This window comes from Lysinibacillus sp. FSL K6-0057, from assembly GCF_038630885.1.
In the GTDB taxonomy this organism is placed as follows: domain Bacteria; phylum Bacillota; class Bacilli; order Bacillales_A; family Planococcaceae; genus Lysinibacillus; species Lysinibacillus fusiformis_F.
The window spans coordinates 255,440-279,437 of the sequence record NZ_CP152047.1 but is presented as its reverse complement, the minus strand read 5'-3'; the positions used below and the strand labels follow the sequence as shown (position 1 = coordinate 279,437).

General features: G+C 37.1%; 15 protein-coding genes and 1 riboswitch. Of the genes, 4 read left to right on the top strand and 11 right to left on the bottom strand.

Annotated elements, in window-relative coordinates; translation table 11 throughout:
- Positions 1-17: 17 nt before the first annotated feature.
- The 6 genes from MHB40_RS01250 to hutH form a co-directional block, all read right to left on the bottom strand.
- Positions 18-1,487 (bottom strand): nicotinate phosphoribosyltransferase, encoded by a 1,470-nt coding sequence (locus MHB40_RS01250; RefSeq protein ID WP_342442240.1) that lies wholly within the window; start codon positions 1,485-1,487, stop codon positions 18-20.
- A gap of 19 nt (positions 1,488-1,506) precedes the next feature.
- Complete coding sequence (locus MHB40_RS01245) at positions 1,507-2,061, bottom strand: isochorismatase family cysteine hydrolase (RefSeq protein ID WP_205446495.1); 555 nt, start codon at positions 2,059-2,061, stop codon at positions 1,507-1,509.
- Between the two features lie 84 nt (positions 2,062-2,145).
- Positions 2,146-2,946: an NUDIX domain-containing protein gene (locus MHB40_RS01240; RefSeq protein WP_205446494.1), complete on the bottom strand. Its 801-nt coding sequence runs from the start codon at positions 2,944-2,946 to the stop codon at positions 2,146-2,148.
- 152 nt (positions 2,947-3,098) lie between these two features.
- Complete coding sequence (gene hutI, locus MHB40_RS01235) at positions 3,099-4,376, bottom strand: imidazolonepropionase (protein ID WP_342442239.1); 1,278 nt, start codon at positions 4,374-4,376, stop codon at positions 3,099-3,101.
- Positions 4,373-6,043, bottom strand: a complete 1,671-nt coding sequence (hutU, locus tag MHB40_RS01230; RefSeq protein WP_342442238.1) for a urocanate hydratase — start codon at positions 6,041-6,043, stop codon at positions 4,373-4,375. Before hutU ends, hutI begins: the two co-directional genes overlap by 4 nt.
- Before the next feature lie 166 nt (positions 6,044-6,209).
- Entirely contained in the window at positions 6,210-7,724 is a 1,515-nt protein-coding gene (gene hutH / locus MHB40_RS01225) for a histidine ammonia-lyase (protein WP_342442237.1), read from the bottom strand.
- Positions 7,725-8,009: 285 nt separating this feature from the next.
- On the opposite strand from hutH, the gene MHB40_RS01220 reads away from it, so the two are divergent.
- Entirely contained in the window at positions 8,010-9,464 is a 1,455-nt protein-coding gene (locus MHB40_RS01220) for a helix-turn-helix domain-containing protein (protein ID WP_342442236.1), read from the top strand.
- Between the two features lie 297 nt (positions 9,465-9,761).
- A complete protein-coding gene (locus tag MHB40_RS01215) occupies positions 9,762-11,267 on the top strand; it encodes a catalase (RefSeq protein WP_342442235.1) in 1,506 nt (501 codons plus the stop codon).
- Positions 11,268-11,388: 121 nt separating this feature from the next.
- On the opposite strand, the gene thiC is transcribed toward MHB40_RS01215, so the two are convergent.
- From thiC to MHB40_RS01200, 3 genes are all read right to left on the bottom strand, one after another.
- Positions 11,389-13,167 (bottom strand): phosphomethylpyrimidine synthase ThiC, encoded by a 1,779-nt coding sequence (gene thiC, locus MHB40_RS01210; RefSeq protein ID WP_342442234.1) that lies wholly within the window; start codon positions 13,165-13,167, stop codon positions 11,389-11,391.
- A gap of 140 nt (positions 13,168-13,307) precedes the next feature.
- Positions 13,308-13,422, bottom strand: a riboswitch (TPP riboswitch).
- Positions 13,423-13,491: 69 nt separating this feature from the next.
- Positions 13,492-14,421, bottom strand: coding sequence for an AEC family transporter (locus MHB40_RS01205; RefSeq protein WP_342442233.1), 930 nt, complete (start codon positions 14,419-14,421; stop codon positions 13,492-13,494).
- A 112-nt stretch (positions 14,422-14,533) separates the two neighbouring features.
- Positions 14,534-16,633 carry a methyl-accepting chemotaxis protein gene (locus tag MHB40_RS01200; protein WP_342442232.1) on the bottom strand — a complete coding sequence of 700 codons (2,100 nt, stop codon included), beginning with the start codon at positions 16,631-16,633 and terminating at the stop codon, positions 14,534-14,536.
- A gap of 253 nt (positions 16,634-16,886) precedes the next feature.
- Here MHB40_RS01200 and MHB40_RS01195 point away from each other — a divergent pair, with 253 nt between their 5' ends.
- The gene (locus tag MHB40_RS01195) at positions 16,887-18,530 is read left to right on the top strand and encodes an S-layer protein (protein WP_342442231.1); all 1,644 of its coding nucleotides are present in this window, start codon (positions 16,887-16,889) and stop codon (positions 18,528-18,530) included.
- A gap of 148 nt (positions 18,531-18,678) precedes the next feature.
- Here MHB40_RS01195 and tnpA read toward each other — a convergent pair whose 3' ends face one another.
- Both tnpA and MHB40_RS01185 read right to left on the bottom strand, forming a co-directional pair.
- Positions 18,679-19,152: an IS200/IS605 family transposase gene (gene tnpA, locus MHB40_RS01190; protein ID WP_036129052.1), complete on the bottom strand. Its 474-nt coding sequence runs from the start codon at positions 19,150-19,152 to the stop codon at positions 18,679-18,681.
- A 282-nt stretch (positions 19,153-19,434) separates the two neighbouring features.
- Positions 19,435-20,595 carry a response regulator gene (locus MHB40_RS01185; protein ID WP_205446484.1) on the bottom strand — a complete coding sequence of 387 codons (1,161 nt, stop codon included), beginning with the start codon at positions 20,593-20,595 and terminating at the stop codon, positions 19,435-19,437.
- A 210-nt stretch (positions 20,596-20,805) separates the two neighbouring features.
- On the opposite strand from MHB40_RS01185, the gene MHB40_RS01180 reads away from it, so the two are divergent.
- Positions 20,806-23,778 carry an ATP-binding protein gene (locus MHB40_RS01180; protein WP_342533740.1) on the top strand — a complete coding sequence of 991 codons (2,973 nt, stop codon included), beginning with the start codon at positions 20,806-20,808 and terminating at the stop codon, positions 23,776-23,778.
- Positions 23,779-23,998: the final 220 nt, after the last annotated feature.

The window sequence follows — 23,998 nt, the reverse complement described above, 5'->3', positions numbered from 1 at the left end:
CCTCCTACCAGCTACTTTTAAAATTTCGAATTGATTCCTTGTGAAACCTTTTCTTTTATTGATTGTATGCTTGCCATTTTATTGTCCCAACATGCTTGACTTAAATCGACAGGATATTCTTCAGGATTCATTGTTCGTTTGTATTCACACCACAGTAAATGTAAATTTTCCTTTACATATTTTTGTGTTTCTTGAATAGTTGGCTCCTCATAAACAAGATTTCCGTTTTCTACGATGCTTTCATGTAACTCTTTTGCCGTAAAATTCGTAACAAATTTACTAATATACGTATGAATAGGGTGGAACATTTTCAATCTTCCTTCTTGCTGTATGTTTTCACTATCTAATGCAATATAATCTCCTTCAGCATGACCATTCTCTGTATTAATAATACGGTAAACACGTTTACGCCCTGGGGTAGTTACTTTCTCAGGATTTGCTGAAATTTTAATGGTATCTACCATTTCTCCACTTTCGTTTTCTATCGAAACTAATTTGTATACTCCACCAAGAGCTGCTTGGTCATAGGCTGTAATCAGCTTAGTTCCGATTCCCCAAGCATCAATTTGCGCCCCTTGCGACTTTAAATGCATGATTGTATACTCGTCTAAATCATTCGAAGCCATAATTTTAGCTGCTGTAAATCCTGCAGCATCTAGCATTTTTCTTGCCTGTTTTGAAAGATAGGCTAAATCGCCACTGTCTAAACGGATACCAATAAAATTAATTTGATTTCCTAGCTCCTTCGCTACACGGATAGCATTAGGAACGCCAGAACGTAGTGTGTCATAAGTATCTACTAAGAAAACACAGTCTTTATGTGCTGCTGCGTATTTTTTAAACGCAGTATACTCATCTCGATAGGTTTGAATCATCGCATGGGCATGTGTTCCTGACACAGGAATGCCGAATAATTTCCCTGCTCTTACATTGCTTGTTGAGGAGAGTCCGCCTATATAAGCAGCACGAGTTCCCCAAATAGCAGCATCAAATTCGTGTGCGCGTCTGGTACCAAATTCCATTACAATATCCTCACCTGTCACTTGTTTGATACGTGAAGCCTTTGTCGCGATCAGCGTTTGGTAGTTCACGATATTTAACAAGGGCGTTTCAATTAATTGGGCTTCTGCTAATGGGGCTTCTATTCGTAGGATAGGCTCGTTGGCAAAAACAAGTTCTCCTTCTCTCATCCCCTTAATGCTCCCTGTAAACTTAAGCTCTTGAAGGTATTGAAGAAAATCCTCTGGATACTGCCCCTCTTCTCGCAAATATTGAATATCACTTTGAGAGAACCCAAAGTTATTTATAAAATCAATAACCTTTTTTAAGCCAGCAAATACCGCATAACCATTGCCAAATGGAAGTTTTCTAAAATATAGCTCAAAAACAGCTTGACGTTGATGAACATCATCTTGCCAATAAGTTTGCACCATATTAATTTGATATAAATCTGTGTGTAACATGAAGCTATCATCCGCATATTTCATATTTTCCCCTCCATTCATGTCAAATAACAGTAGCACCTAGTGTATGCTCGAAATGATTCAATGCCCACTCATGTCCTGTTTGATTAAAGGAGGCGACAGCATTTTTATGAATGACGATATCGAACCCTTTATTATAAGCATCTACTGCTGTATGAAGAACACAGATATCTGTACAAACACCGATTAAGTGAAGCTCAGTAATTCCTCTTTCACGTAATTTCAATTCTAAATCTGTTCCTGCAAAAGCAGAATAACGCGTTTTATCAATGTAATAGACGTGATCTTGCTCTTTATTTGCTTCATATAATGGTTTTAATGCACCATACAAATCTCTCCCCTTTGTATTTCGAATATTATGTGGTGGGAATAGCTTGGTTTCTGGGTGGTATACATCCCCTTGTTCATGAACATCGATTGCAAATACTGTAAAATCACCACTCTTGATAAATTCCTTTGTTAAATCAACATTTGCATGTTCGAGCAGCTGCCCAGGCTCTCCACAAGTAAGAGCTCCATCTGTCGCAACAAAATCCACTGTATAATCAATATTAATTAATGCGCGTTTTTTCATCATCGTATTATCACTCCAATTTATTAATTAGTAATACTAAAATTACAAATTACTTTATTTAAAGCAATCAGGAAAGATGTCTCTTTCCTAATGATATATGGACTCCACGATTTCAAAATCATTGAATGTATAAAGTTGTGAAGGCCTAAATGAATTTCGCTTGGTTTTCTTTGGGTTACCTTCCTCATCCAACACTTTTTCGATAAAAGGTAATTTAGGTGCTTTTGTAAAAAATACTGAATCATTTGATATCCGGGGATCTTCTCCAACCGTCAGGAGCACCCGCTGTAATTCAGATAAAGTAAACGCTTGTGGTAAAAAGTTTTTGGCAACAGTTGTTTGTATCATATCCCTTTTAATAAAATGCAACGCATCAGAAATGATTTTTCGGTGATCAAAAGCTAATGGAAGTGTAAATACACTTTCTATGTCAAACAGTTCTACATCATCTGCATCATCATTCGCTTTGCGTTGCTCAATATATGCCTCAGGAACAATGGCATAAAACGCATTCGAAATCATCCAACCGCGTGGGTCTCGATCGATTTCATCGTAAACACCAAAATGTTGAACATGTAAACCTTCTACATTTGTTTCTTCTTTTAATTCTCTCTTTGCTGCAATATAGGCCGTTTCTTTTTGATTGGCATCTACAAAGCCTCCTGGGAGTGCCCATTTCCCTCCTTCAATATTGGGATTTCCAGCTGTATCCTTAGTAGCACGTTTAATTAACATAATCTTTAACGTCATGTTTGGCGGTGCCTTTTCCTCTGTTTTCTCTGAAGTAATTGTAAAAATGGCAATATCTGCTGTATATCCATCAGGTGTTTGATATTTTGAAGAATCATAATGTGCAAGCACTTCTTCTTCGGTACGGAATTTTGTCATTGTATAACCCCTTTAATAATTACAAGGTTTAAGTAATTTGTAATTCCTAAATTACTATTTATCAAAATTATAATCTTTCAACAAAACATTTGCAACTTATTTATAAAAAAAGCATAAATAAAGCATCTCCGCCTTATTTATGCCCATTATTATTATTGATCTTTCAGTAGAATTCCGTTTTGTACAACAACTTGCCCATTTTTGATTACTGTATGTGTATGGTTCATGCCGTAGAAGTATTGCAGCTGCTTGTAATTCGCAACATCAAGGATAAGTACGTCTGCTTTTTTATGTGCTTCAAGGGAACCAATTTGCTCGCCTCGATTTAGTGCATATGCCGCATTAATCGTTGTTGCCGTTAATACTTCCTCCAATGTCATACCCATATGCATGCAAGCTAGATTCATAATAAAGGGTAGACTCATTGTTGGGGATGATCCAGGGTTAAAGTCTGTTGATATCGCTACAGGTACTCCTTCGTCAATCATTAGACGCCCTCTTGCGAAAGGTGCACGTAAAAAGAATGCAGTCCCTGGCAGCAATACAGCAATTGTACCCGCTTCAGCCATTTTTCGAATTCCCTCATCAGAAGCAACTAACAAATGCTCTGCCGAAATGGCTCCTACTTCCGCAGCAAGCTCTGCACCTTGATATGGCTCGATTTCATCCGCATGTATTTTTGGTGTTAAGCCAAGTGCTTTTCCAGCCTCTAAAATGCGTTGAGATTGTTCTGGTGTAAAGACGCCTTTTTCACAAAATACATCATTAAATTCAGCCAACTCTAACTCTGCCACTTTTGGTAGCATATCATGGATCACAACATCCACAAATTCATCCTCACGCCCCTTATAATCACGAGGAACTGCATGGGCTCCCATAAACGTGCTAATGACATCAATATTGTGTGTAGCTTGTAATTCTTTTGTGACCTCTAGCTGTTTCTTTTCCGTTTCCCAGTCCAAGCCATAGCCAGATTTTGCTTCAACTGTTGTTACACCATGCTTTAAAAATACATCTAAATGCTGCATCGTCTTTTCATATAATTCATCAAAGCTTGTTTCTCGTGTACGCTTTGTTGTAGCATGAATCCCGCCACCTGCATTCATGATTTCCATATAGGTAGAACCATTTAGTCTCATATTAAACTCTTGCTCGCGTGTTCCACCGTGCACTAAATGTGTATGACAATCCACTAAGCCAGGCATAACAATCTTACCAGTAGCATCAATCGTTTCTGCTTTCTTTATTAATTCTGGGAAGTCGGCTTCTAATTGTTCATAAGCTCCAACTGCTACAATCCGCTCTTCCTCAATAAGAACACTACCATTTTCTATTACTGCAATTTCCTGCATTTGTTCTTTTGTACGTGGCCCTTGTGCATTACTTTTTAAGGTAACTACTTCATTGGCATTTTTTATTAGAATGGTCACTTCACATCACCCTTTAACATTGGTATATGGACACCTTTGTTTTTCGCAGTATGAATGGCAATATCATAGCCTGCATCAGCATGACGAGCAACACCCATTCCAGGGTCCGAAACTAATACACGGGCAATTTTTTCGGCAGCAAGCTCTGATCCATCTGCTACTAATACTTGACCTGCATGTTGTGAATAACCCATTCCTACACCACCACCATGGTGTACACTTACCCAGCTTGCACCACTCGCAGTATTAACAAGAGCATTTAAAATTGGCCAATCCGATACCGCATCCGAACCATCTAGCATTCCTTCTGTTTCACGATTTGGTGATGCTACAGAACCTGAATCTAAGTGATCACGACCAAAGACAATCGGTGCTGATAATTCACCATTTGCAACCATTTCATTTACCTTTAATGCAAAACGATGACGATCACCATACCCTAGCCAGCAAATTCGTGCAGGTAACCCTTGCCATTTCACCATTTTTTGTGCCATATCAATCCAATTGACTAGACCCTCATCTTCAGCAAACATCTCTTTCGCCAGTGCATCTGTTTTATAAATATCCTCAGGGTTTCCTGAAAGCGCCGCCCAACGGAATGGGCCCTTTCCTTCACAGAATAACGGACGAATATAGGCTGGTACAAAGCCTGGGAAATCAAAGGCATTTGTCACACCCATTTCTTTGGCATAGGCGCGAATATTATTCCCATAATCAAATACTTCTGCGCCCGCCTCTTGAAACTCTAGCATTGTACGAACATGCTCTGCCATTGTTTCTTTTGCTTTACGCTCATATGTTTTTACATCCTCTTTACGAAGTTTTAGCGCTTCTTCCAAGGTCATACCATTTGGTACATAGCCATTAATCGGATCATGTGCAGATGTTTGGTCTGTCACAAAATCTGGAATAATTCCTCGGTTCAACAGCTCACGATTAACGTCCGCACAGTTCCCAACAAGACCAATGGATGCCGGCTCTTTTTGGTCACGTAATTTATTGACTAAGGCAATGGCTTCATCTACAGTTTCTACAATATAATCACAGTAGCCTTCTTTAATTTTGCGCTCAATGCGAGCACGATCCACTTCAACAACTAAGATTACAGCACCAGCCATTTTCCCTGCTAATGGCTGTGCACCACTCATACCACCCATGCCACCTGTAAGGATGAATTTACCACGTAAATCCGCAGTACCAAATACCTTTTTCCCTGCTTCTACGAAGGACAGGTAAGTGCCTTGTAAAATACCTTGAGCTCCAATATAAATCCAGCTCCCAGCAGTCATTTGACCATACATCATTAAATTTCTTTCCTCTAATTCGTAAAAGTGATCCCAATTTGCCCATGCTGGTACAAGGTTTGAATTGGCAATCAGCACACGAGGAGAATGCTCATGTGTACGGAATACAGCTACTGGCTTTCCAGATTGGATTAATAGTGTCTCATCATTCTCTAATTCTTTTAAAGAAGCAATAATTTGTTCATAGCTTTCCCAGTTACGAGCAGCCTTACCAATACCACCGTAAACAATCAGTTCATCTGGGTTCTCTGCCACCTCTGGGTCAAGATTGTTCATTAACATACGCATTGCTGCTTCCTGTGTCCATCCCTTACAAGTTAGCTCATTTCCACGTGGTGCACGAATGTCTGTCTTAAATACCATTAAAAACACGCTCCTTTTCCTATTGAAAGTAATGTGAGTGATACAGCTTTAAAAAATACCGAATATTCAGACTTGCATATTTAAATAATTTCTAAGCAGAGGCTACTCGGAAGAAAACCGAGCCATGCCTCAACTTTTGCTATTTCATATCAGGATTCAACCAAATTTACACATACTCATTTACTAAATCATTACTTGAAAGTAAATATTTAGCCAATGCTTCAATTTCATCGCCAATTGGTTGATCGGCTAATAATGGTGGACAGAATTCACGCACTTTCTTTAAGAATTTACCTGTAGCTGGCGATAACTGCTCTTCTGCCTTGTCTAAATGGATAGCCTGTGATGCACAAATCAATTCGATTGCTATAACGCGTGCAGCGTTGTGAACAATCTGACGTACTTGACGTGCCGAAGTTGTTCCCATACTTACATGATCCTCTTGGTTACCTGATGTAGGAATAGAATCTACACTAGAAGGATGTGCTAAAACTTTATTTTCTGAGACAATGGAAGCTGCTGTATATTGAGCAATCATAAGCCCACATTCAATCCCAGGGTTTGTTGCTAGGAACGGTGGTAGCCCTTCATTAAGTTGAGGATTTACCATACGTTCTGTACGGCGCTCTGAAATATTTGCCCACTCACATACACCTATTTTCAAAAAGTCCATTGCTAAGGCTATTGGCTGTCCATGGAAATGCCCACCCGATAATACCTCCCCGCTTTCTAACACAATCGGATTATCAGTTGTAGCATTCATTTCAGTTTGAACCCGGTCCTGTGCATAGAAAAATGACTGCCAAGAAGCACCATGTACTTGTGGAATACAACGGAGTGAATAAGCATCCTGCATGCGAATTTCACCTTGCTTTGTCACACGTTTACTGCCATCAAGCCACTTACGAATACGCCCACCCACCAGTTCTAATTCTGGATGTGGTCTTACTGCTAAAAGTGCTGGATCAAATGCTGAGGTAATACCCTTTAAAGCTTCCAATGTCAAGCTAGCTGCCATATCCGCTGCAAGCCCAATCCGTTCAGCTTCATTGACCGTTAATACACCTATACCAGTCATAGCTTGTGTACCGTTAACTAGTGCCAGCCCCTCTTTAGCTTGCAGTCTAACAGGTGTTAACTCTGCTCGCTTTAGCGCCTCACTACCACTCATAATTTCTCCGTTAAACTCTGCCTTACCTTCTCCCACTAACACTAATGCCAAATGTGATAAAGGCGCTAAATCGCCACTTGCTCCAACTGAACCTTGTGACGGAACAATTGGATGAACACCTTTATTAATAAAATTCAATAATAGTTGGACAGTTTCCTCACGAATACCAGAAAATCCTCTGGCTAAAGCATTGGCACGTAACACCATCATTGCACGTACAACATCTGTTGGGAATGGTTCACCAACACCTGTTGCATCTGATCGCAATAAATTTAGCTGCAATAGCTCAATATCGTCTTCCTCTATTTTTATATTGCTGAGTTTACCAAACCCTGTATTCACACCATAAATGGTTTGGCCTTCTGCTAAACGTTTTTCAATACGCTCTCTACTTAAACGAATACGTTCTAAACTCTCAACAGAAAGAGCAACTGTTGCTTGCCCCTTAACGATTTCCTCTATTTGTTGTCTTGTTAATGTATTGCCATCAAGCTCGATGATTGATTTCACATGACATCCCCCTATTCCCTATATGGCTATGTAAATAAATTCTCTTCATTCATTTTTTCGTAATATCTAAAACATCAGTATTAAACTTCTTTTAAGCGTTTTCATAATAAAAGTTGGTTTCTGCTGATGGTCAATTACTCTATTTACATTGTACTAACAACCTTTTTTCAGAATATAGAGAATTTTAAAAGAGAAAACAAGACTTTTTTCAGATTCCTATGTTATTTTTATTAATATAACCGTACTTTTATATGAAACTAGAATATTTTAAGAAAGGTTGATGGTATGAAGCTGTTATTAATTGATCGAGATCCTACCGACCTAGCAGGTATAAAATGGTTTTTACATACATATTTCCCTGGAGATGTTTTCATTGAAATGTGTACAAGTATTTCAGAGGTGCCTCAAAGTATTCGGCAATTTGAGCCAGATGCCATACTGCTAAATATCGATTTATTTCCTAATAATCGTTTAGCAGCTCTTTATCGCGATTTACAAAAACTTTCCGGTGCGATTTTAGCAATGACAACAGAGCCATTATTTAAAAATGCGTTGAAGGCAATTGATTTACAGGTAGCTCATCTTTTTGTGAAGCCTATTGATTTAGAGCTATTAAAGAAAAAACTCACAGTCATTTCTCTTCGCACACCACAAGTTACGGAAGATGAGCAGGAGACTACGAACGATTCCTTCTATAATCAATTATTTTTAGATAATAAATCTAGCTCAATTGAAACAACGATACATTTTACAATGATTGAACCCGAACATATCGAAACGTTCAGTAAGCTTTACAATTGGCTTCAACAAACACCCATTCACTTTCATATGAAAACCTATCCTCTATCTAATAGAATCGTATGTCTTTTTCAAACAAATGATATAAAGATTGTAGAGAAGGATGTACGTACACTTATGAAGGAATGGCGATTGATTAGTAATAGTTCTTTAAATATCGGGATATATGACGGAACACCTACAACCATTAAAGATATGTATACATTAACAAAGCGTGCACTACATCAAAGTTTTTATGAAGGCTTTGGCCATATTTTTTATGCGAGCAAACAATTTGAAACACAGCCCTTTGATCCTTTACTAACACCAGAAGAGCAACAATTATTAATAAGTAGTTTGGAAGATGGGAACTTAGAGGCCGTTAAAACTTTTTTATATCGACTTTCTAATGAAGGCATCTATTACGAGCAAGATGACCTACGTATTCATCTGACGAGTGTTTTAGCACAAATTCGGCGCTTTATGCTGAAATATAAATTACATGAGAAAGCAGTTATCGAACAAAACTATCGTCAGCTATTTCACTTAATCATTGAGCATCCTATATTTTATACGATTCTCAATGGGATTATTTCTTTTACACAGACATTAATTGAATTAGCAAGGGAAGCTCGAATGGAGAAGCGAGCCGATTATGTTGAACTAGCTTTAGAAATAATTGATCAACACTTTAAAGATAGCGCATTGTCTCTTCCCTTTGTCGCTCATAAGCTCGGAATAAGCCCCAATTATTTAAGTACAATTTTTTCAAAGAAGCAAGGCTTGCCATTTCAGCGCTATTTACAGCAAGTAAGAATTCATCATGCCACAAAAATGCTGCTAGAAACAGATTTCGCAATTAGTGAAATCGCTCATTTAAACGGTTTTGATGATCCAAATTATTTCATAAAATTATTTAAGCAACAAATTGGTATTACACCTAACCGATATAGAAAAAATTAAAAGTTTGATTAAAATAATTTTCATTTAGTTGATTTTATTTTCAATAAAGATTTGTTCGATGAAGTCATTATCTTGAACTTTGCCTTACAATTGTTTTTAAAATTGAGATTTGAAAAGATAAATTAAAGTTAAAAACTATGTATAATCCGCATGTCTAGCGCATATATTTATAGTTTATACTTAAATATAAAAATTCTTTAACGATAATTATTACAATGTACTAGCAATTCTATTTTATATTTGTTATAGTTATAGATGAAGAGTTTGACTCACATTTTTTTCAGGAGGTAAACTAATATGACAAACGCAAATGATCGTAGCCGTCGTTTTACAACAGCAGGTGGTGCTCCAGTAGTAAGTAACCATGACTCTATGTCAGCAGGTCCACGCGGCCCTCTTTTACTTCAAGATGTATGGTTAGTTGAAAAATTAGCAAATTTCAACCGTGAAGTAATTCCAGAACGTCGTATGCACGCAAAAGGCTCAGGTGCATTTGGTACTTTTACTGTAACGCATGATATTTCACAATATACAAAAGCGAAAATCTTCTCAGAGATTGGCAAGAAAACAGAAATGTTCGCACGTTTCTCTACAGTTGCTGGTGAGCGTGGCGCAGCAGATGCTGAGCGAGATATTCGTGGCTTTGCCCTTAAATTCTATACAGAAGAAGGGAACTGGGATTTAGTAGGGAATAATACACCTGTATTCTTCTTCCGTGACCCATTACACTTTACAGATTTAAACCACGTGGTAAAACGTGACCCACGTACAAATATGAAAAATGCCAACTCTAACTGGGATTTCTGGACTTCATTACCTGAAGCACTTCATCAAGTGACAATTGTTATGTCTGACCGTGGTATTCCAGCTGGTTACCGCAATATGCACGGTTTTGGATCTCATACGTATAGCTTTATCAATGCTGATAATGAGCGCGTTTGGGTTAAGTTCCACTTCCGTACAGAGCAAGGCATTAAAAACTTAACTGGTGCCGAGGCGAATGAGATTATTGGTCAAGACCGTGAATCTTCACAACGTGATTTATATGAAGCAATCGAAAAAGGCGATTTCCCTAAATGGAAAATGTATATTCAGGTTATGACAGAGGAGCAAGCTCGTGAGCTACCATACAACCCATTCGATTTAACAAAAGTATGGTATAAAAAAGATTTCCCATTAATTCCTGTAGGTGAGTTTGAGTTAAATAAAAACCCGGACAACTACTTTGCAGAAGTGGAACAAGCTGCATTTGCACCATCTAACATTGTTCCTGGCATCAGCTTCTCACCAGATAAAATGTTACAAGGTCGTATTTTTGCCTATGCGGATGCACAACGCTACCGTTTAGGAGTAAACCACTATATGCTTCCTGTCAACGCACCAAAATGCCCATTCCGTACTTTCCACCGCGATGGAGCAATGCGCTTTGACGGCAACCTTGGTTCAACATTAGGCTATGAACCAAATAGCTATGGTGAATGGGAGCATAACTTAGACCATAAAGAGCCTGAATTACGCATTGATGGTCATGCAGGTATTCATGACTTCCGTGAAGACGATAATAATTACTTTGAACAACCAGGTAAACTATTCCGTCTATTGACTGCGGAAGAGCAACAACGCCTATTTGAAAATACAGCGAATGATATGGCTTCTGTTGAAGAATTCATCAAGCGTCGTCACATCCTTCACTGCTATCTAGCTGATCCAGCATATGGTGAAGGTGTTGCAAAAGCGATGGGTCTTTCATTAGAAGGTATGGACCTTACAAACCCATATGTAAAACAACCAACAAACGTTTAATATTCCACTTATTATTGATATCCAAATCCAACTTTTACTCCATGTGAATCCATCATTCACATGGAGTTTTTTGATTAAGAAAAGGCCTATGTCTATAATTTGACATAAGCCTTTTCTTTCATTATTGGTAAATTTGACTACCTGCTTTTTTAAACTCCTCCGCCTTATCCTTCATACCTTGATGGATCGCTTCAGTAGTATTTAAATCCTTTTCTTTAGCATAATTACGGATATCCTGTGAAATTCTCATACTACAGAATTTAGGACCGCACATAGAACAAAAGTGAGCTGTTTTTGCTCCCTCTGCTGGCAGTGTCTCATCATGATATTCCACTGCGCGTTCTGGATCTAATGACAGATTGAATTGATCACGCCAACGGAATTCAAAACGTGCTTTAGACAGTGCATCGTCTCGTTGTTGTGCACCAGGATGCCCTTTTGCTAAATCAGCAGCATGTGCAGCAATTTTATAAGTAATAACGCCCACGCGAACGTCCTCACGATTCGGTAAGCCAAGATGCTCTTTCGGTGTCACATAACAAAGCATCGCTGTACCAAACCAGCCAATCATCGCTGCACCAATGGCTGAGGTAATATGATCATAACCCGGAGCAATATCTGTTGTTAGTGGGCCTAATGTATAGAAGGGCGCTTCCTTACAAACCTCTAATTGCTTATCCATATTTTCTTTAATGAGATGCATCGGTACATGACCTGGCCCTTCAACCATCACCTGAACATCATGCTTCCAAGCAATTTGCGTTAGTTCACCTAGTGTTTCAAGCTCTGCAAATTGTGCCTCGTCATTGGCATCTGCAATTGAGCCTGGACGTAAACCATCACCTAAGGAAAAAGCAACATCATAAGCTTTCATAATTTCACAGATTTCATCAAAGTGTGTATAAAGGAAATTCTCTTGATGATGATATAAACACCACTGTGCCATTATAGAACCCCCACGAGATACAATGCCTGTTACACGATTTACCGTAAGTGGTACATAGCGTAAAAGGACACCTGCATGAATAGTGAAATAATCAACACCCTGCTCGGCTTGCTCGATGAGGGTATCACGATATACCTCCCATGTTAAATCCTCTGCTATGCCATTCACTTTCTCTAAAGCCTGATAAATTGGCACAGTTCCCACTGGCACTGCAGCATTTCGAATAATCCATTCTCTCGTTGTATGAATATGCTTACCTGTTGAAAGATCCATAATGTTATCTGCACCCCATCGAGTTGCCCACGTCATTTTCTCAACTTCTTCTGCAATGGACGAAGATACCGCCGAATTCCCAATGTTTGCATTGATTTTCACATGGAAATTACGGCCAATAATCATTGGCTCTGCCTCAGGGTGATTAATATTAGAAGGCATAATAGCTCGCCCTGCTGCAATTTCTGAACGAACAAATTCAGGGTCCATATTTTCACGGATGGCTACGAACTCCATTTCAGGTGTTATAATGCCATTTCGCGCATAATGAAGCTGTGTTACATTTTTACCTTTTTTAGCACGTAAAGGCTTTCTTGCTAATTCAGGAAAGACATTTTCATGATTACGCGGGTCATCTGCACGACGAAAACCATTATCCTCTGGTTTAATGGAGCGCCCCTCATATTCTTCTACATCGCCCCGCTCTTGAATCCATGAACTTCGTAAGGCAGGTAAACCTTTCGTAATATCTACTTGGTAGGCTGGATCTGTATAGGGCCCACTCGTATCATATACTCGAATAGGTGCATTTTCTTCATCCCCAAAGCTACCTGTTGTGGGACTTAATGCGATTTCACGCATAGGTACTAAAATATCGGGGCGCGATCCTTCCAAATACACTTTTTTGCTTCCTTCAAAGCTGGACATAATCGTAATATTCTTTTCACTAACTACTGACATGAGCTACTTCTCTCCCTTAAATGTATTTTGATACAAGGACCGAATCTAGCTCACCCCAACAATCAAATAAATAAAAGCCGAATCCAAAATAATTATTTGGATCCGGCCATGAATGTAAAGGTCTATTAATTGCATACTCTGCAATAGCTTCTTAACTTTCCCACGCTGGTATGAGCCAGATCAGGTCCAAAGGGTCAAGAAACCTCTAAGCGTTTCTCTCTCAGCCTGACTCATCAGACTCCCCTAGTTAATACTATTTAGTTTGATGCTAGTGTAGCAGATATTACTAAGAGATGGAAGTTATATTTTTTATCTTTCAACTAACTAGGTAAATAATACTTCTGCAAAATAAATCACAATTGTTACGGTTATACAGCTCACAATAGTTGAAAATAAAACAGCTTGCGCGGCTGTTGCTGATTCTACATCATATTCCAATGCTAGACTAGAACTATTACGAGATGTTGGAAAGGCACTGGCTATAAACAGTGATTGTGCGACGACTCCATCTAATCCCAATACATAAATAATGACTAATGCAACAGCTGGTCCAATAATTAATCGTGTAAAACAGCTGACAAAGACCGTTTTATTAAACATTGATTTGATCTCAAGTTGTGACAATTGCGCACCCAAGGTAATTAATGCCACAGCAATAAATCCATCTGCCACATGCTCTACCGGTATTTTGATAAACTGCGGTATACCAATATCAAAATAGTTCATAGCAACGCCTATAATCAGTGCATGAATAATGGGCATTTTAAAGAAATCTTTGATGATTGTCATACCCGACTTCGTAGAGGAAATTAAATTGTACAAACCATATGTATAAGTAGTCATATTTTGAAAGATTACAAGCATGACCTGAATGGCTACGCCAATAGGTTGCGTAGCAAAAATCATTTGAGCCACTGGAATACCGTAATTGCCAGAATTAATAAGCACCACACTATTTTTAAAGACTGCTGCCTCTGTTTTGGCTAAACCTAGCCCTTTCGCCATCAAATGACTGAGTATCATTTGACTACCGATAAAGAGCACAATAAATAATCCGACTTCTCCCAGAACAGATAATTCTACATGTGTTTCATATAAATTTACAAAAACAGCCGCTGGCATAAAGCAATATGTAATAAGCTGAGACAATGCTTTTAAGTTAAAGCGAAATTTCTTTTGTAGTATAGCGCCTATTACAAGTAACACTAAAATAGGTACAACAATTTGAAAGAAAATCATTCCGAGATACATCATATCAATGTCCCCCTTCCAGTGTTAATAGTAGTGCTGAATTCTTTTTAGGTCAATTTCTCTTACTTTCACAATAAAAGAAAGACTGCCTCTATATTGAAGGCAGCCTTTCCTTTTAAGCAAGCTTAAATCGATTTACAACTTCTTGTAGCTCATTTGAAATATCGTTCATACTTTGAATAGACTCTGCTACTTTTTGTAATTCTGCTTGTTGATCCATCGCAGAAGCACTTACTTGTTCTGCAGAAGCTGCTGTTTGCTCTGAAATAGCCGAAATACTTTGGATGGACATGATTGCCTGATTTTTATGCTCTAACATACTAGATAGTTTATTCATTAATTCACTAATAGAATTCGCAATTGAACCTGACAAGTCACTGCTATCTTTAAATGCTAGTTGCGTGCTTTGTACTGACTCATTTTGAGCGTGCATTAAATCTGCATTAGATGCAATGACTGCAACCGTTTGCTGAGAATTTTCAAGAATGCTTTCTACTGTACTCTTAATAATTTCTGTTTCATTCTTAGATTGTTCCGCCAGCTTTCTAACTTCCTCTGCAACTACCGCAAATCCTTTACCATGTTCACCAGCACGTGCAGCCTCAATACTTGCGTTTAAAGCTAGCAGATTAGTCTGCTCGGTAACGCTCTGGATTGAAGCAATAATCTGATTAATATTCGCAATATTAGAGGCCAATGATTCCATTTGCTGCTGGATACGCCCATTCATCTCATTTGTCTCCATATTACGCTCCCGTAAGCTTTCAACTTCATGCAATCCTTTTTCTGTCGTTACACCTGTTTTATGAGATAGCTCATCCATTTCGTTGGAAAGAGCCGTAATGGCATCAATTTGATCAGATAAATCCATCATTCGATAATTTGTTTCTTCTGTATCCTCTGATTGCTTCGAAGCTCCTTGTGCAATTTCATTGATAGCTACAGAAACCTCCTGACTAGAAGCAACTACTTCATTAAACGCCTCATGTACCTGATTAGAAGATTGGTTCAATAACATCGTAGAATTAAGCACGGATTGAATCGCACTATTGGTTTTATCTAGCATATTATTATAAGCAATCGCCACTGCACCAATTTCATCAGACTTAATATATTTCTCTTCTACCTTTTGTGTTAAATCTCCCTCAGCTGCAGTTTCAATCGATGCACGTAAAAATTTAAGTGGCTTTAACTGTTTATAGATGAATAACACACTTGCTGCTGTCATCAAAACAACCATAATAATAGAAGCAATAATCGTAAATACAAATACATGATTATATGTCTCTAGAATCTTTGATTCAGCTAGCACGACTTGAACAGTCCATGTTTCGTCAATATCCTCTAAAATCATTGGAGCAAAAACATTATATGCTTTTTCCTTCAGCTGATTAGAATCAACGTATATACTTGTTAGCTCACCATTTTCCATTGTCTTACTAATACTTGTCCAAGTAGGATCCTCTTGCATATTGCGCCCAACTAGCTCTTCACCAAAACTGTTAGCTGTTAGCACACCTTTATTGGTAATAATTGCTGCGTAACCGCCTTCTGGGGCATTCGATTTTGTTAAATCATTTAAAAAATCTATCGATACATCCGCTGTCAATACACCGAAAAATGTTCCAGAAGCATTGATTAATGGCACCGAAATGGTTGTCATTAAAACGCTTTGTCCGTTTACATTATACTCATAGGGCTCCGTCAAAACTGCACGTCTCTCTTCTTTTGGTACCCAATACCATTCAGAAACACTCTTATCATCAATACCTTCGATTAGAGCAGCCGTGATATCATTTCCGTTTTTACTTAAATAAGGCATAAAGCGCTTTTTAGTATCTATTAAAGCTGCCTCAGTTGGTTCTAGAATAATAGAATCTTGCTCAAATATTGCTCCTACCCCAAGAATGTCATTATTGTTAGCTAAATTATTTTCCATTATGTCTATGACACCTTTGGTAGACAACGTATTATTCTTCTCCAGGCTTTCTATGATACGCTTTGTTGTTTGTAATGTCGTATTGGCTTTCTTAAAGCGTTCACTCATAATAGCGGCAGAAGATTCAGCTGTTTGCAATGTTCCATGCTCTGCGTCTTCAACACTTTGCTTTTTTATAATAATCCCTGTTGTTACTGTATAGGATAAAAATAAAATAAGAAATAATCCTATTATTAGGGAAGAAAGTTTTAAGGCAATTCCTCTTGATTTTTTCATAACTAACACCCCACTTTTATACTAATAATAATGGATGGATGATTGTATCACAATAAAATAATTAGCGAATAAAGTAGAAAATTTACAGAATTATAGAGAAAAATACCGATGCTTCATCAATCATTTATTTTTCAATACAAAGGACTAATGACTTATTTGAATTGAGATTCATAGTAAAACATCCTCTTCGAATTCTAAATTATAGAAGAATATGATATATTAACTATTAAATAGAATGATTGGAGTGACTTACATGAAAAATAAAGCGCTATCAACATTAATGGCCACGGCTATTACAGCGACACTAGTATTACCAATGTCTACTGCAAATGCCGCATCATCTCAAATTCAATCAAATTTATATGAGACACAGGTAGCAGCAGCAAAAAAGGTGATAGGTGAATCCGTAACTATCAAAAACATTACAAAAGATACTGTAATAACATCTAATGGTACATTTAGAATTCATTCGGCATTAAAGCCCCTATTTAATACTTCAAATAAAACAGCTTTAACAAATGCCCGAGCTACTATTGTAGTGAAAAATGGTCAAATTACCGACGTTACCGCATTAATATTAAACAAAGCAGGTACAAGCAAAAAATCTGTCTATTTTGATGGAGGTGACGCACAAATCTCTGGAGATCTTACAGTAAATGCAGACTATGTAAAGATTCAAGATGTTAGTGTGGATGGTCAGCTTATCATTACAAACAGAGTAAAAAAAGCCGTTACACTCGATGAAGTAGCAGTAGATGAAACAATTACACTAAAACCAATTGTAACGAAAAAAGTAAGTTGGCTATACGTTACTTTAATCGATATGAAATCATCAAACATCAATTTGGAACGTACGAAAGTCAATGTATCTTCTGACCAAACTCTTTCCAAAGTAGATGTAGTAGGTAAAGTTGCATCTTTTGAAGCTATGTCTAATATAGAAAAGCTTACAATTGATGTGGCGAAAGATTTCAACCTTTATGGTGAGGGTAAAATTGAGCAAATCGTTGTAAAAGGCGGTACTAAAGTAGCTTTAGATTCAGGACATCTTGTAAACAATGTACAAGTAGACGATAGTCGTGTCTCCGTAACGCTCCCTGTAATTGATAAAAAAGAACTCAATACACTAATCGCATCCCCACCATATGTACAAGTATCAGTAAACGGCTATGATATTTTAAATACGGATAAATGGACAACACAAGCAGACCGCACAGTGTTTGATTCTGCTGTAGCAAGTGCAAGAGTCATAGCAAATAATTCAAATGCCTCACAAGAACAAGTGAAGAATGCCATTAATCAGTATAAAAATGCACTAGCAGTCTACCAAGCTGCTCAGAAGAGTGGTACAAAATATGGTTATGGCGATAAAGCTTCACTACAATCTTTAATTAATTCTGTTCAATATGTTACGGTTTCTTGGGACGGATCAAATGTACCTTATAATTCTCCTTGGACTACACAAGCAGAAAGAAACGCAATCGAATCTGCTGTTTCTTCTGCACAGTTAATTGTCAATAATTATTATGCGACTCAAACTGATATTGCCAACGCGACCAATAATTTAAACAATGCTATTCGAACTTATAAAAATGCTTATAAGTATGGCACAAATGGTGGCTATAATGTCGATAAATCTTATTTAGAGTCACTTATCACTTCAGCCTATAATGACCTTGTTTCAATTTCGTACAATGGCGATGGCAGTGATGTACCTTATTATTCAAAATGGACTTCACAAAATGAGTGGATCTATATAAATAACTATATTGAACAAGCGAAATCAATTGTAAACAATTATTACGCAACTCAACTCGAAGTCGTAAATGCTTATAATAATTTAAACGGCGCAATGAGCTATTACAACTCTGCTAAGCGTGATGGTTTATTACACTAAAAGAAGAGGCTGGGACAATCAGAACCACCAGTATAACTGGTGGTTTGCTCTGCGCGTGAAACGCTGGGGTACTGGCCCATGTCTAAAGACATTCTGAATGGTCCGTCAACCGCACTCCGTTTTCACACAAACCGCTAAAGCGGCTTACTTATTTTTTCTTTCTCTTGATTTCTTCTCCTGTGAATGGGTCAATGAATTCTTTCATCGTCATTTGATCTTGCAGGATATCTTCTTGTAATTGATTTTTTATATACTCCTGTATCTTTTTCTTATTTCGGCCGACTGTATCCACATAGTATCCTCGACACCAGAATTGACGATTACCGTATTTATACTTTAAATTTGCATGTCGGTCGAAAATCATTAGACTACTCTTCCCTTTTAAATAACCCATGAACGCAGATACACTCAATTTCGGAGGAATACTTACCAACATATGAATATGGTCAGGACAGGCTGTTGCCTCTATGATTTCTACATCTTTTCTTTCACATAATTGGCGCAATATTCTTCCAACATCTGCTTTAATTTGACCATAAATAATCTGCCTTCTATACTTTGGCGCAAAGACGATATGATACTTACAATTCCACGTTGTATGTGCTAAACTTTTATTATCCATTTATGGTGGCTCCTTTCGTACGAAGTCGGTTGACTAGACCTGACTTTATTGTACGTTTGGAGTTTTTTTATTGTCCATAGCTAAAAGCTTTCCGGAACCCCCTGCATAGCAGGGGGTTTTCAAAGCACACAAAAAGAAAAAATGTTAGACCAAGATATAATTGGTCTAACATTTTTTTGATTTAGGAAGGCATATTTAACTTCTTAAAGTGAAAAAGCTAATATCCATTTTTATTGTTTTTCAATATAATCGAGTTCTGTCCCAGCCTCTTAAAAATTTTGACTAGTTAAAAGCATCTACATGAGACATGGTATTTGTCTGTTTCCAGCTTCGATACCAATCCTCAATCTCCTCACTTGGTTCCACTGCCAAATGCTCTTGAAGCATCTTTTTTAATAGCCAGTATTGCTCCTCAACAGCGGCTGTATTATTAAGTAGATCGTAAAGCTTCATTAAAGTAAAATAGTTCTCCTCTGCATCAGAGAATAGTGCTTGCACTTTTTCCTGCACCTTTATGGCAGCAATGTAACTTTCATTTCTTATGTAAAACTCGCTTAGTTGCTGAGCATGATGCAACCACAGTCTCCTTAAGCGTTCTCTTTCACTTTCCGCCCATAAATAATCACAATCTCCTAAATAATCACCCGTATACATCTGGAATATCTGTTCATGTTCATCTACTGTTGTCTGCTGTATTGGAGGTAACAATTTTAAGCGAGATAGCCATTGTTCTACATCCACCACAATATTTTCAACTACTAGTTTGTAGCCCGAATTTAGCAAAGGACTTGAAATTTTTACGCCATCTACCCCATAGTTTTTCAATGTTTTCCGTATTGTATAAATGGCTGTATAAAGTTGTTTAGATGCTTTATCAATATCAGATTCTGGCCAAAATAACTCTAGAATCGTATCACGATAAATCATTTCATTTCTATGCTCTAGCATGTATGCAAATAGTTCTTTAGCTTTAGATGTCCGCCATTTCATGTACTGTGTATGACCGTTTGGAGCAACAACATTAAGCCCTCCAAAAAGCTTAATAACTGTATGTTTAGTTGTGATATTTTTATGTTTATTATTAATTTGTTCAAGACGTTCTAAGGTCTTTTCTAACCGGATTTTTTGTATAGGTTTTAATAAATAGTCAATAGCATGTAAATTAAATGCATCTATTGCATACTGATCAAACCCTGTTGTAAAAACAAATTCCACGTCAGGCATTAATTCTTGTATTTTTTCACCCAGTGCTAAACCATCAATATTGGGCATCACTATATCTAAAAATACAACATTCGGTTGTAGCGTCTGAATTTCTTCAATTACTTTTAGAGAATCGGTGTATTCTCCCACTATTTTAATTCCCGGGACATTACTATTTTCTAGTAAGTTTTTTAGTCTCTTTAATGGTAAAAGTTCATCATCTACTAGCACGATTCTCATATTTGCTCCTCCTTAAAAACTAATCCTCTACTTATTATCGTTTATTTTTTGAAATAATTGATAGAAAAACCGTTACCTTTGAAGGGAATTAAGCCTATTTGTCGAAATCTATTATTTATAATGAAAAAGAAAATATTTTCCAATAATTTTACTATTTTTCTAATTGCAGGTTTATTTTTTTGTTTTCTAACTCTTACACGCTTCACTTGGATGAGTTTTACTAACACTTCAACGGGAGTCGCAGCTATTCAAGGGATTGTTGATTTAAGAAATGTTGATACAAGCCAAAATTTTAGTATTAAACTACAAAGTGAATGGGAATTTTATCCTAACACCCTTCTCATTTCAGAAAATACCAAATCATTTAAACGAAATAAAATTTATACGAATCAGCCAGAATCTTGGGATCAGTATTTTGAAAATAATGATGAAATTCATTATGGTTCTTATCGTCTAACTATTTTAAAAGAACATACATCTTCTCTGATGTATGGCATTACAATACCTGAAGGCTTAGCACCTTATGAGCTTTATATAAACGGTCATTTCATTGGAGGACTTGGAAATCTAGCGACGAACAATACTCAAATTGCCCCTATTGGTAGACCCTCAACCTATTATTTTACGCTCAACACTACTAAAAGCGAAATTATTATACAAGGTGTTCAAGCTAATCGTTATGTACAAGGTGGATTTCAACGAGAAATTATTTTTGGCGATTTACACTCAATGGAGCGGTCAAAGTTTTTTTCCATTTCAACTCAAATGGCCGTTTGTTTAGTCTTTTTCTTTTATCTATTATTTACGATTTTACTTTGGTTTATAGGCATTCGAAATAAATCTCTTCTTTACTTTTCCATGATTATTATTTCGACTTGTGTGACGATACTTGTTTCTAGTAATAAGATTTTATTTAGCTATATTTCTATTAATTGGATTTGGGCAAATAAACTATATTATTTTTCTTACATTAATAATATGATGTTTTTTGTTTTATTTTTACGTGAATTAATGAAAGAATACTCTAAACCTAAAATATTGACGATCGTCCCTTTGCTATGTGCTACCTATTTATCTTTTATTGTAATAGCTCCAATTGAATATATTTTTAAAACCAAAATTATTTTTACAATACTTTTTATTGTCTCTCCTACCATTATAACTATTTTCACATTCAATATAGTTATAAAAGGGCAAAAGGGCGTAATATTTTTATTATTAACAGGAACAGCTGTAGCAACCAATTCATTATTTTTCTCTTTACAGCAAAATAAAGTCTTGCCTTATAGTCATTACCCTTTTGATTTACTAATCGGTATTACTGCATTATCAGCATTTTGGTTTACACGTTATTTTCAAACAACCTTACAAACAGAAAAACTTTCTGTGAAATTGCAAAAGGAAATAAATACAAAAGATGATTTTCTCGCAAATACCTCACATGAACTCCGTAACCCTTTACATGGCATGATGACTATTGCCCAAACCATTTTAGCTAAGCAAGAACATAAAGGAGCTCAAAGCGATTTAAGACTACTTGTAAGAATCGGTAATCATATGACCCACATACTAGATGATTTATTGGATTTAGTGAAATTAAAGGAAAAAACCCTTCGACTGCAACCAAAACCTTTGAATGCTTATAACCTAGCAAGTGGCGTAAGTAATATGTTTCGTTTTATGCTGAAAGGGAAACCAATCGAGCTTGTTGTGCGCATACCAATCAACTCACCACTTGTTTTAGCCGACGAAACAAGATTAATTCAAATCTTTGCGAACTTAATTCATAACGCCATTAAATTCACTGAGCAAGGTTCCATTACGATTGATGCCGAAGTAGTCGGTAAAAAACTATATATTTCAGTTGCAGATACAGGAATTGGTATTGAAAAAGATATCCAAGAAAGAATATTTGATCCTTATGAGCAAGTTGATTCAACAATGACTTCTATAGGTGGTGGACTTGGATTGGGTTTAAGCATTTGCCAAGAACTTATAGCCTTGCATGGTGGGACAATATCGTTAACCTCTTCTGTTGGAAAGGGCTCAATCTTTACTTTCTCTTTACCAGTAGCAAAAAGTCAGACAGTAGCGGACAGAGATTTAAATGTTGAGAAGGATACAATGTTATTAAAATATTCTTCATTGATGAATGGTTTCACGCAAATAGAACAAAGCATTGCCACTTCCACTGAAAAGCATACCTTGGTGTCAAGCCATGCACGAATACTCATTGTTGATGATGATGCTGTAAACTTGCAGGTCCTAGTTAATGCATTTTCAACTGAACCCTTTGAAATTGAAACGGCTTTAAGTGGCGCTGAAGCTCTGGAAAAACTACAAGAGAATAGTTTTGATTTAATTATTTCTGATATTATGATGCCACATATGTCGGGCTATGACTTGGCAAAGCACATTCGTGAAAAATTCTCTATATCAGAACTACCATTATTGTTTTTAACTGCTCGACAGCAAAGTGAAGATATTCAACTAGCCTTTCTAAGTGGGGCAAATGATTACATCAAAAAGCCCATGGAATATATAGAGCTTAAATCACGGGTTCAGGCACTGATACAGATGAAGCAATCTAGTGAGGAACGTCTTCGCATTGAAGCAGCATGGCTTCAAGCACAAATTCAGCCTCATTTCTTCTTCAATACCTTAAACTCTATTATCTCCTTACAGGGTGTAGACAATGAAAAAATGGAGGAATTATTGCTTGCCTTCAGTGATTACCTACAAATGAGCTTTGATTTCCAAAATGTCGATTTAACGGTGCCAATCGACTATGAATTAAAGCTGGTCAGAGCCTTTATAGCAATTGAACAAATTCGCTTTGGCGACAGGATACGAGTTGAGTGGGATATTCCTAATCAGATGAAGTTGTTTGTTCCTCCACTGTCGATACAAACTCTTGTCGAAAATGCTATTCAGCATGGCATTTTACCACGTCAGGAAGGTGGCACTGTGACCATTTACATCGAAGAGAAGAAGGAGAACTTTACAATAGCCATAACCGATAATGGTGTTGGTTTTGAAACAAAGACGTCTAAAGAGAAAACGAGCGTTGGTCTCATCAATACGGAACAACGCCTGAAGCAATTATTTGGCGTGGAATTAGCGATAGACAGTGTTATTGATCAGGGTACAACCATTTCCTTTTCCATCCCTAAAAAAATATAGTGTAGTGTGTGTCGTTCTATCCATCAGTCCCGGAGGTTAATCCGTCACTTTCAGCGCTTTATCCATTTCTCTCGGGATCTTATCTGTTGCACTAATCAAGAAAGACTAGGCTCACAAAAGAAGCCTAGTCTTTCTTGGTTTGTTTAAGATTTAAGACATTGACAAGATTACATAAAATAGTTTACTACAACATGCTGAACAAGTTCTGAACATCTATATC